Annotated in this window: 11 protein-coding genes, 1 tRNA gene and 1 other annotated feature; of the genes, 11 read left to right on the top strand and 1 reads right to left on the bottom strand. The window is 31.3% G+C overall.

Annotation, left to right across the window (positions count from 1 at the left end; all coding sequences use genetic code 11):
- The first annotated feature begins 173 nt into the window (after positions 1-173).
- Positions 174-409: a binding site (T-box leader), on the top strand.
- Positions 410-484: 75 nt separating this feature from the next.
- The 5 genes from cysK (at position 485) to nth (ending at position 4,523) form a co-directional block, all read left to right on the top strand.
- The gene (gene cysK, locus J2Z42_RS13985; protein WP_209703382.1) at positions 485-1,396 is read left to right on the top strand and encodes a cysteine synthase A; all 912 of its coding nucleotides are present in this window, start codon (positions 485-487) and stop codon (positions 1,394-1,396) included.
- Positions 1,397-1,536: 140 nt separating this feature from the next.
- A complete protein-coding gene (gene epsC, locus J2Z42_RS13980) occupies positions 1,537-2,130 on the top strand; it encodes a serine O-acetyltransferase EpsC (RefSeq protein ID WP_209703381.1) in 594 nt (197 codons plus the stop codon).
- 21 nt (positions 2,131-2,151) lie between these two features.
- The gene (gene queG / locus J2Z42_RS13975; protein WP_209703380.1) at positions 2,152-3,123 is read left to right on the top strand and encodes a tRNA epoxyqueuosine(34) reductase QueG; all 972 of its coding nucleotides are present in this window, start codon (positions 2,152-2,154) and stop codon (positions 3,121-3,123) included.
- A 37-nt stretch (positions 3,124-3,160) separates the two neighbouring features.
- Positions 3,161-3,883 carry a lysophospholipid acyltransferase family protein gene (locus J2Z42_RS13970; protein WP_209703379.1) on the top strand — a complete coding sequence of 241 codons (723 nt, stop codon included), beginning with the start codon at positions 3,161-3,163 and terminating at the stop codon, positions 3,881-3,883.
- Positions 3,876-4,523: an endonuclease III gene (gene nth, locus J2Z42_RS13965; RefSeq protein ID WP_209703378.1), complete on the top strand. Its 648-nt coding sequence runs from the start codon at positions 3,876-3,878 to the stop codon at positions 4,521-4,523. The genes J2Z42_RS13970 and nth overlap by 8 nt, the downstream gene beginning before the upstream one ends.
- Before the next feature lie 47 nt (positions 4,524-4,570).
- On the opposite strand, the gene J2Z42_RS13960 is transcribed toward nth, so the two are convergent.
- Positions 4,571-5,803: a competence/damage-inducible protein A gene (locus J2Z42_RS13960; RefSeq protein WP_209703377.1), complete on the bottom strand. Its 1,233-nt coding sequence runs from the start codon at positions 5,801-5,803 to the stop codon at positions 4,571-4,573.
- Between the two features lie 137 nt (positions 5,804-5,940).
- Between J2Z42_RS13960 and J2Z42_RS13955 the strand changes: the two genes are divergently transcribed.
- From J2Z42_RS13955 to rpoN, 6 genes are all read left to right on the top strand, one after another.
- Positions 5,941-7,110 (top strand): VanW family protein, encoded by a 1,170-nt coding sequence (locus tag J2Z42_RS13955; RefSeq protein WP_209703376.1) that lies wholly within the window; start codon positions 5,941-5,943, stop codon positions 7,108-7,110.
- Positions 7,111-7,169: 59 nt separating this feature from the next.
- Positions 7,170-7,254: transfer RNA gene (locus tag J2Z42_RS13950), tRNA-Leu, on the top strand.
- A 171-nt stretch (positions 7,255-7,425) separates the two neighbouring features.
- Positions 7,426-8,727, top strand: coding sequence for a pyrimidine-nucleoside phosphorylase (locus J2Z42_RS13945; protein WP_209703375.1), 1,302 nt, complete (start codon positions 7,426-7,428; stop codon positions 8,725-8,727).
- 109 nt (positions 8,728-8,836) lie between these two features.
- Positions 8,837-9,304 carry a tRNA (uridine(34)/cytosine(34)/5-carboxymethylaminomethyluridine(34)-2'-O)-methyltransferase TrmL gene (gene trmL / locus J2Z42_RS13940; RefSeq protein ID WP_209703374.1) on the top strand — a complete coding sequence of 156 codons (468 nt, stop codon included), beginning with the start codon at positions 8,837-8,839 and terminating at the stop codon, positions 9,302-9,304.
- A gap of 16 nt (positions 9,305-9,320) precedes the next feature.
- Positions 9,321-10,160 (top strand): DegV family protein, encoded by an 840-nt coding sequence (locus tag J2Z42_RS13935; protein ID WP_209703373.1) that lies wholly within the window; start codon positions 9,321-9,323, stop codon positions 10,158-10,160.
- Between the two features lie 128 nt (positions 10,161-10,288).
- Complete coding sequence (gene rpoN / locus J2Z42_RS13930) at positions 10,289-11,659, top strand: RNA polymerase factor sigma-54 (protein WP_209703372.1); 1,371 nt, start codon at positions 10,289-10,291, stop codon at positions 11,657-11,659.
- Positions 11,660-11,791: the final 132 nt, after the last annotated feature.

The following is an 11,791-nucleotide window of genomic DNA, read 5'->3' as shown; positions in this document are numbered from 1 at the left end:
TCTTCGGGCTTACCAGCCCTTTAAATAAGTGTAATTGGATACAATTCCAGTAAAAATACAATTTTTACTGGAATTTAGATGCGAAATCTCTGTGATTTTTCAAAAATTATTGACAAAAATAAAGTTAGTTGTATAATATATATTATAAATCATAGTAAATTACTCTGAAATTATTAAAGACTTTGAAAAAGGAAAGTAATTTAAAAGTAAGTTTTAAGAGAAGAAATTATATGCTGGGAGATTTCTAAATTTGCTTTAAATGAAGTGCCCTTTTGAGTTATGTACCGAAACAACAGTAGGCTGCATCGGGTTCACCCGTTATAGTGATTGAGCATAATTGTGCTTGATTAAGATGAGACTTTAATGTCTAATTTGAGTGGAACCGCGGAGTTTAAGCTTCGTCTCTATAATTAATTATAGAGGCGAAGCTTTTTTAAATTTGTCAACAATATTTTTAAATATTTAGTTTTTAGGAGGAGAAAAGATGATATTTAATAATGCTATAGACTTAATTGGAAATACACCACTTTTAAATTTAAGTAATTTAAGGGAAGAAGGATATGCAGATGCATATTTAAAACTGGAGAAGTTTAATCCGGGTGGAAGCATAAAGGATAGAGCGGCTCTTGGAATGATCGAAAGGGCAGAAAAAGAGAATCTATTAAAAAAAGGAGATACAATAGTTGAACCTACAAGTGGAAATACCGGTATAGCACTTGCCATGATTGGAAAACTTAAAGGATACAAAGTTATTATAGTGATGCCTGAAACTATGAGTATTGAGAGAAGGAACACTATAAAGGCTTACGGTGCAGAATTAGTTTTAACTAATGGTGTCAAAGGAATGAAGGGTGCTATAGAAAAAGCATATGAAATAGCAAAGGATAAAGAGGGCTATTATATACCACAACAGTTTATAAATACAGCTAATCCACAGAAACATTATGAAACAACAGCTGAAGAAATATTAAAGGATGTACCGGATATAGATGCATTTATTGCAGGAGTTGGAACTGGTGGTACTCTGATAGGTGTTGGAGAAAATTTAAAAAAGCATAATAAGAATATTAAAGTGATAGCAGTGGAACCTGCAAATTCTCCTGTACTTTCAGGAGGACAAACTGGACCACACAAAATACAGGGAATAGGAGCGGGCTTTGTACCTGATATATATAAATCCGAATTAGTAGATAAGATAATTACAGTAACTGACGATGATGCATTCAAGTATGCAAGAATTGTAGCAAAAGAAGAAGGAGTACTTGTTGGCATATCTTCAGGAGCTAATGTATATGCAGCACTTCAAGTAGCAAAGGAACTTGGGGCAGGAAAAAAAGTTGTTACAGTAGCACCTGATGGAGGAGAAAAATATCTGTCTATGGGATTATATGATTAATATAAATATCCTGTGAGTTTGTGCAGATATGTATTGATATTTATCTAAATCTGGATATATAACCTGTATATTTTTAGATTTAGATAATATCAATGTAATCATTAAAAACATAATTTTAATATTATGAAAGGAAGATTAAAATGAAAAACATGTTTAAACTTTTAAATTATGATATAAAAAATGCCATGAAAAATGATCCTGCAGCAAGAAACCCACTGGAAGTATTTTTATTATATCCATTTATACATGCATTAATATTTTATAGAGTAGGTCACTTTTTCTATAAAAAAAGAATGTTTTTTTGTGCAAGGCTCGTATCCCAGTTTGCAAGATTCTTAACAGGCATAGAAATACACCCTGGAGCAAAAATAGGCAAGGGACTTTTTATAGACCATGGAATGGGTGTTGTAATAGGAGAAACTGCAGAGGTTGGAGACAATGTAACTTTATATCATGGAGTAACATTAGGAGGTACAGGAAAAGATACTGGCAAGAGACATCCAACAGTTGGAAATAATGTATTTATAGGCAGTGGTGCTAAAATATTAGGGCCGGTAGTTATTGGAGACAGAGTAAAGATAGGAGCAAATGCAGTTGTGCTTAATGATGTACCATCAGATTGTACAGCAGTTGGAGTACCTGTAAGAATAATTTATAAGAAATATCCTGATGTAATAGAAATAAAAGACTATGCAGGTAAGAGAAAAAAGATATATAATGAAATGATGATATAGTCTTTTTTAGTAGGTGGTTAAATGAATTATAGAGATGCTGTACTAAATTATTGCAAGAAAATTGGATTGGATACTGTAGGGTTTACAGAGTGCAGAAAGTTCTATGAATTATATGATTATTTTAAATTTAGGAATTCGAATTTGCTGACAAGCGAATTTGAAGAAAAAGATGAAAAAAAGAGGATTAATCCTCATATATATATGAAAGAGGGAAAGACGATAATATCAGTTGCCTTTCCCTATTTATTTGATTATAATTTAAAAGATGATATAGGATTTTCACTTTATACAAGAGGAGAAGATTATCATAAAGTGGTATTTAAATATTTAAATAAAATATGCACTTTCATAGAAAATCTTGGTGGAAAAGCAGTCCCTCTAGTGGATAGCAATGCTATTCCGGAAAGATATGTAGCAAATCTTTGTGGAATCGGATTCATAGGAAAAAATAATATGATAATTACAGAAAAATATGGATCTTATGTATTCTTAGGTGAAATAATAACAGATTTGAAGTTTGAATATGATAAACCCTCGGAATGCAAGTGCGGGAACTGCAATATTTGCACAAAAGCTTGTCCAACTGAAGCCATATGTAAAGAGAAAAATGCTAATTTATGTATGTCATATATTACTCAAAAGAAGTACGTAGAAGATGAATGGATTTTGAAATTTAAGGGAAGATTATTTGGATGTGACATATGTCAAATAGTATGTCCTTATAATAAAAATGTTTTATTATCAAATATACCTGAATTTAAACCTTTTGAGTTTATGGAAAATATAAATTTATATGAAATCATAAATATGGATAATAAGTTGTTCAAAGAAAAATACAAAAAAACATCTTGCGGGTGGAGAGGTAAAAATTTAATTGTAAGGAATGGACTTATAAATTCCTTAGTATTAAATAAAAAAATTAAAGTTGAGGATATTAGATCAACATATATAAAAGATTATTATAATAGACTTTTAAAGCTTTTGAAATTATAATTTATATTGAAGGTTTATTAAGGAAAGGGGCTTTATTATGATTTCTCCATTTATGGTAAAGGTAATAGGACATCTTCCAAAAAATTTTGTAGGATATGCTTCAAAAAAAATTTTAGCTTATTATATAAAAAAGTATGCGAATATAAATGTGATGGGTATGAAAAATCTAGAAGATGTGCAGAGACCAATATTATTTGTCTGTAATCATCTCAGCAATTCAGATGCTTTAGTACTTGGGAAAGTACTAAAGGCAGAAAACTTAATTTTTGTGGCGGGTGTAAAATTGAACAGTGATCCACTTACCAAACTTGGTATGAGTATGACGAAGACTATAGGCATAAAGCCTAATACAGCAGATAAAGAGGCTATTTCAAAGATAATAAAAGCATTAAAGGCTGGCAAAAATATACTTATGTTTCCAGAAGGTACTAGAAGCAGAACTTCAACTATGAATAAAGCTAAAAGGGGTGTAGTACTTATACAGAAATTAACTAAAGCACGTGTAGTTCCTGTTGCAATTTATGGAAGTGAGAAACTCCTGCCGATAAGCAATAAGGGTATGTCATATGAAAGCTTCCATTATGCTAAAGTTACAGTAAACATAGGAGAAAATATACAAATACCAAAGAAAAACAATGATGAAGAAAAACACGAATATGAAAATAGAGTAAGTGATTTTATGATGTATGAAATAGCAAAGCTGTTGCCTGAAAAATATAGAGGGGTATATAATCTTAAACAAGGTGATAAATTTGAATAATAAAAATATAGATGAAATACTAAAAATATTAGGTGAGACATATCCTGAAGCTAAATGTGCACTTCAATTTAGATCTCCATATGAGCTTCTGTTAGCCACTATATTGTCAGCCCAATGTACTGATGTAAGGGTAAATAAAGTTACAAGCGAATTGTATAAAAAATTTAACACACCAGAAAAAATATTGGAGCTTACGGAACATGAACTGGGAGAAAAAATCAAAAGCTGCGGTCTTTATAGGAACAAAAGCAAAAATATACTGGCTATGAGCAGGGTTCTTGTAAAGGATTATAATGGAGAAGTACCAGGAAGTATGGAGGAACTCTTGAAATTACCAGGAGTTGGAAGAAAAACTGCAAATGTAGTACTTTCAAATGCTTTTGGAATTCCAGCTATTGCTGTAGATACACATGTTTTTAGAGTTTCGAACAGGCTTGGGATTGCAAAAGGCAGCACTCCCGGTAAAGTAGAGATGGAATTGATGAATAATATTCCCAGAAATATGTGGAGTATTACACATCATTATCTAATATGGCACGGAAGACGTATATGCAAATCAAGGAAACCAGATTGTGAGCGTTGTCCTCTAGCACTAAATTGTGATTATTTTAGTAATGAGGCAGATACTAAAATGAAATAAATTTGTTAAATTAGTATGGATTTAAAACTAAATCCATACTAATTATCTTATATAAGTTTTCTTCTTAGAAAATCAAGAGCACTTACTGAAGCTCTGTTTCTAACTCTATTTCTTTCACCAGATATTTGAAGCCTCTTAACAAAAGTTTTCCCGTTTATGTAAAGACCTACGTATACAAGACCTATAGGTTTTTCAGGAGTACCTCCATCTGGTCCTGCAATTCCTGTTGTAGAAAGACCAATATCTGTACCGGAAGTTTTAGCTATTCCTTCTGCCATTTCTCTTGCTGTTTCTTCGCTTACGGCTCCAAATTTATCTAGAGTTTCTTTTTTTACATTTAGCCTGTGCATTTTTGCAGCATTGCTGTAGGTAACGGCCCCGTCTAAAAATATAGATGAAATGCCAGGATAACTTATGAGTTTTGCTGCTATGAGTCCGCCGGTACATGATTCGGCAGTGGATATGGAAAGATTTTTATCAATTAAAAGCTTTGCTGTAACTTCTTCCATTGATGTATCACCATAACCGTATATATTATCTCCAAGTACAGCTTTCACTTTGTATTCCAAAGGCTTTATAAGATTTAAAGCTTCATCTTCTGTGGCAGCTCTGGCTGTAATTCTTAAAGTTATATCATTATCCTTGGCGTATGGTGCTATTGTAGGATTTTTACTATTATCTATCAAATCTTTTATTTTTTCTGCCATTTCACCTTCTCCAATTCCATGTATCCTCAGAACCCTTGATTTTATAGTTCCATTTGTGTAATTATTCAAAAAAGGAAGCACGTAATTTGAAAACATAGGTTTAATTTCTCTTGGTGGTCCGGGAAGGACTATAAGTATCTTTCCATTTTCATTAATAATACAACCAGGGGCTGTTCCATAATCATTTTTAAGTATGATGCAATTTTCAGGAAAATAAGCTTGTTTCATATTATTGCCTTTAAGATATGAACGTCCCATTTTATCAAAATAATCTTTTAATTTATTTACCGTATCTTCATCTAGGATCATTTTTTTATTAAAAAATTTTGCACCTATTTCTTTTGTAAGATCATCCGGAGTTGGTCCAAGCCCACCGGAAGTTATAATCATATCTACTTTTTTAAAGCAGTCTTTTATTTCTTCTAATAATCTTTTTGGATTATCTCCAACTACAGATTGATGGTATACATCTATACCAAGATTAGCTAATTCCCTTGATAAAAATTGAGCATTTGTATTAACTATATCGCCAAGTAAAATTTCAGTGCCGACACATAAGATTTCAGCTTTCATAAATCATGCCTCCATAACTAAATAATTTGTTTACATATTATTTATAATAACACAAAAATTACTTAATTAAGTTATGTATTAAAATTAATTCCTATATAGTATAATATTATGTATGTATGCATTAAGAGGTGGTATAAATGGGCGAAACAAATAATTCGAGATGGTCTAAAAGAAAACTTTACAAAAAAAGATTGACTATAGCACTTATTGCAGTTTTACTTGTTTTTCTAAGTATCATTAGTGGATTTATAGTTTATAACTATAATGATATTAAGTATTGGAACGATTTAATATATCCTGGTGTAAGTGTTGAAAGTCTAAATTTATCGGGGAAAACAAAGTCTGAAGCTAAAGATATGATAAATAAAATTTATTCTGAAAAATTAAAGGATAAAAAGATAAACATATCGGTAGGAGATAAAAATTATGTGCTGAATTACTCTAGTATTAATGTCAAATTTGATATAGATGGTGCAGTTGATTCAGCTTATTCTTATGGAAAGAATTCAAATATATTTAAAAAATATGAATTACTTAGGCATTCGAAGCCAGTAGACTATAATTTAAAATTCTCTTTTAATGAAAAACCGGTAAAAGAATTAGTTAAGCAGATAGCAAGTGAGGTGGATAGAAAGCCAGTAAATGCAAGTATGAAAATGGGTCCGACTGCATTTAATATAGTTTCTGAACAAAGTGGAGCTCAGTTAGATCAGAAAGATTTGCAAAATCAATTACTATCTAAAATAAATTATTATTTAGACAGTAATTTCAGCGAAGATTTAAATGTAAAAGGTTCATTAAAAACTGTTTCGCCAAAGATAAAAAGCAGTGATTTGAAAAGTGTCGATACTTTAATTTCTACTTTTAGTACAAACTATTCCTCATCGTCATCTGAAAGAGCTAATAATATAACACTTGCTACAAACAGCATAGATGGGACAATTGTTATGCCGGGGAAGGAATTCAGCTTTAATGGTGTAGTAGGCGAAAGGACTGCAGCCAAAGGATATAAAGCAGCTCCTGTTATAATTGGAGATAAATTGGAATCAGGCTTGGGCGGTGGAATATGCCAGGTTTCAACTACACTTTATAATGCTGTTAATAAGGCTAATCTTATTTCCACTGAAAGGGTGCATCACACAATGCCTGTGCATTATGTTCCGGAAGGAATGGATGCTACTGTGGATTATGGAAATATAGATTATAAATTTAAGAATAATTTTAAATTCCCTGTATATTTACAGGCATATACTTCCGGAGGAAACATAATATTTAACATATACTCAAATTCAGCAGCAGGAAAATGATTTGAACTTTATTATTCACTTAATTGTTAAAGTGTGATATAATATTATAGTGATTTTATGCGGATATGGCGGAACTGGCAGACGCGCTAGATTCAGGTTCTAGTGGGTAACTCCATGCAGGTTCAAATCCTGTTATCCGCACCAAAATAGCTATGATAGAGATAAATCCCACGTTAGATTATATTTAAAAATATGTATAATCTAATGGGGGATTTTTTATACTACCTATCATATTTGGGTTATAGTATTAGTAATGAAACCATATTATATATGATTTAGATATAATTTAAATTTATAGTTAAGGAAGTGTTGAAAATGAGGATGGTTGATTTAATTCAGAAAAAACGTGATGGTGGGGAACTTACTACAAAAGAAATTAATTTTATTATAAAAGGATACACAGATGGATCTATTCCAGATTATCAGATGAGTGCATTTGCGATGGCGGTAGTATTTAGAGATATGACTCCTCGTGAGAGAAAAGATTTAACAATGGCAATGGTCAATTCAGGAGAAACTATAGACTTATCGCCTATTTCTGGTGTAAAGATAGATAAACATTCTACAGGTGGTGTAGGAGATACTACTACTCTTGTACTTGCACCATTAATTGCATCTTTAGACATACCTATGGCCAAAATGTCAGGAAGAGGGCTTGGACATACAGGTGGAACAATTGATAAATTAGAATCTATTAAAGGCTTTCATGTAGAAATAACAAGAGAGAAATTCATAGAATTGGTGAATAATAATAAGGTAGCAGTTATAGGCCAGACAGGAAATATAACTCCCGCAGATAAAAAATTGTATGCACTTAGAGATGTGACTGGTACAGTTGAGTCAATTCCATTAATTGCGAGTTCTATAATGAGCAAAAAAATTGCAGCAGGTGCAGATGCAATAGTGCTGGATGTAAAAACAGGCTCAGGAGCTTTTATGAAAACTGAAGAAGATGCATATAGGCTTGCCCATGCTATGGTTAGTATTGGCAACAGTGTAGGACGTAAAACTATTGGAGTTATTTCAGACATGAGCCAGCCTCTTGGGTTTGCTATTGGTAATGCTATTGAAGTAAAAGAAGCTATAGATACATTAAAAGGAGAAGGACCGGAAGATTTGACAGAACTTGTACTTACACTTGGAAGTCATATGGTATGCTTAGCTGGCAAGGCTGATTCTTTAGAGGATGCACGTAAAAAGCTGAAAGAAGTAATTAAAAATGGAAAGGCACTTGAAAAATTTAAAAAGTTTTTAGCTAATCAAGGAGGAGATTCTTCTATAGTTGATAATCCTGCAAAATTACCTCAGGCGGCTTATCATATTGATGTGCCTTCTAAAGAAGATGGTTTTGTTTCAGAAATTGTTGCAGATGAAATTGGTACTGCGGCTATGCTGCTTGGTGCAGGACGTTCAACAAAAGAGGATAAAATTGATCTGGCAGTTGGAATAATGCTTAGGAAGAAGGTTGGAGACAAAGTAAAAAAAGGAGAAGCACTTTTAACTTTATATTCTAACAAAAGTGGCGTTGATGATATAATTAAAAAAGTATATGAAAACATAAAAATATCGGATTATGCAGAAGTTCCTAAATTAATTCACCGTATAGTAACTGAATGATAAATATGATAAATCCATATTTAAAGTATCTCCTCTTTACTGTACAAATGTATTATAGTAATATATTTATTATATGTTTCAAAGGATTCTTTAAAGGAGGAGAAAAAATTTGAGCTTAAACATAGTATTATTTCAACCGGAAATACCGCAAAATACTGGAAATATAGCAAGGACCTGTGTACTTACAGGATCTAAACTGCATTTAATAAAACCATTAGGATTTAGTTTGGACGAAAAACATTTGAGAAGGGCTGGACTTGATTATTGGCCATATTTGGATTTGACATTATATGATTCATATGAAGAACTTAGAGAAAAATATAAAGATGGAACTTTCTATTTTTCTACTACTCACGGCGAACATTATTATGATGATGCAAAGTTTAAAGATGGCGATTTTATAGTATTTGGAAGAGAAACCTGCGGATTGCCAGATTATATTAGAGAACAAAATAGTGATACATGTATAAGAGTTCCTATGATAAACACTACCACCCGTTCTTTAAATTTATCTAATACCGTGGCAATAGTTGCTTATGAGGCTTTAAGGCAGATGAATTTCCCTGTTATGAAGTGAAGGAGGCTGCTACTTTATGGATAAGATAAAACTAATTACCGATAGTACTGCGGATTTACCTGATGATATAATAAAAAAATACAATATAGAGGTAATTCCACTTTTTGTAATTATAGACAAGAAAACATATAGGGATGGAATTGATATAAAACTTCCACAGCTGCTTTCAAAGATGGAAAGTAGCAGCGAATTTCCATCTACGGCACAGATTAATCCTGAAATATTTATGAATTGCTATAAGAAATATTTGGATGAAGGTTATAAAATATTTTCAATACACATCTCATCAAAAATGAGTGGAACTTATCAATCGGCGTGTATTGCAAAAAATATGCTTGAAAGTGATGACATAGTCATTGTAGACAGCTTTAATGTAACTTCTGGACTGGGACTTCAAGTTATTAAAGCAGCAGAACTTATAAAAAAAGGTTTAAGCATAAAAAATTTGGAAAATGAGATATTAGAGTATTCAACGCACGTTAAAAGTACTATTGAGTTTAACAGTCTGGATAATTTGGTAAAAGGCGGCAGACTTTCAAAAACGGCAGGTATGATAGGAAATATACTTGGTATAAAAATAATAGTAGCGGCAAAAAATGGAGAAATAGTAGTGATGGATAAAGCTCGGGGAAGTAAAAAAGCACTTAAAAATATGCTGGGTTATATAGATAAAAAAGGAGCAAAAAAGGATGAACTTGCAATACTTCTTCATGCAGGAGAGACGGAAGTACTGAATCCTTTTAGAGATGAACTTATAAATAGAAATATAAAATTTATAGAGAGTGAAGTAGGCTGTGTTGTAGGAGTTCATTCCGGAACTGGTGCCTGTGGGCTGTTTTTTGTAGAAAACTATTGATATGATTTATTAGATATGTATTAATATTTATATTTTTGATTACTTCATGATATAATATATATATATGAAACATTATATTTTATAGATTATTATATAAATTTGTTGTCACAACAATGGAGGTGTGGAGTATGAATTTAAATTTTGGACTTAATTTAACACAAGAGCAAAAATTAATAATGACTCAAAAGATGCAGCTTTCTGTAAAACTTCTCCAGATGTCCACCTTTGAACTTAAAGATTATATAGAAAAAGAAATTCAAGAAAATCCTATTTTAGATGCAAAAGATGTAGAGATCGATCATCACAATAATGAAAAAGATAAACTTGATTATAGAAATATTATAAAGAGTTTTGAGTTTGACAATTATAGTCATGGTAGTTATGAAAGAAAGGATAATGATGATATTTCACCTTTTAATTTTATATCAGAAAAAAAATCCCTGAAAGAATATCTTATAGAGCAGGTTAGGGATTTATCTGAAAAGGATTACGTAAGAACTATATGCAATTATATCATAGAAAATATAGACGGAAGGGGATATTTGATTTTATCAAATGTTGAACTTCAAAATGAATTGAGCATTTCAAAAGAACTTGCAGATTATTGTATTAAAAAAGTACAGTCTCTGGAACCAGATGGAATAGCTGCCAGAAATCTAAAAGAATGCCTTAAGATACAGCTAAAAAAGATTAATATGGAAGATGAAAACTTGATATCAATCATAGACAATTATCTGGAGCTTATTGCGGATAATAATTACAGTATAATAGCAAAAAAGTTAAATATAGATGTAAAAAAAGCACAGGAATATGGAGATATGATAAAAAGATTAGATCCAAAACCATCGAGAGGTTTTTATACGGGCGAAGATGTTAATTATATATTACCTGATGCATATATAAGAAAAATAGATAAAGAATATTATATAATTATGAATGATGATATTATGCCTAAGCTTACCATAAATTCTACGTATAAGAATATAATAATGAAAGAAGATAAGGAAGCTGCTGATTATGTAAAGGACAAATTAGATAGTGCAGTATTTTTAATAAAAAGTATTCAACATAGAAAAAGTACTATATATAGAGTGCTGGAAAAAATACTTGAATTGCAAAGGGATTATTTTGACTATGGTAATGATTATTTAAAGCCAATGACCTTGAAGGAAGTGGCAGAAAGTCTGGACATGCATGAATCAACTATAAGCAGAGCTATAAGAGACAAATATATATACACAAGCAGGGGAACAATTAAAATAAAGAATTTATTTACGACTGGAATTTGTACGTTTTCAAATGGAGAAAATGTTTCCGTAACCATCATAAAGAATTATATTAGGGATATAATAAATGGAGAAGACAAAAAAAAGCCGCTGTCTGACCAGGCAATATGTAACTTAATTAATGAAAAAGGAATGAATATTTCAAGGAGAACTGTAGCAAAATATAGAGAGGAGCTTGAAATAAAGTCATCCAAGGGAAGGAAAAGATTCTAGATTATCCACATTCAATTACATTTTTTCATTTTTTTTTGCAGAAGTTTAGCACTTAAAAAATTTTTAGGACGGTAGTCCTCTAGATTATAAAGGTTTATGAGCATTTTTAGTAGAATTAATAAATTCCGATTT

The sequence above is a fragment of the Clostridium algifaecis genome (assembly GCF_017874415.1).
Taxonomy (GTDB): domain Bacteria; phylum Bacillota; class Clostridia; order Clostridiales; family Clostridiaceae; genus Clostridium_B; species Clostridium_B algifaecis.
Note: the sequence above shows the minus strand (reverse complement) of the source record. Positions and strands in the feature narration are given on the sequence as shown.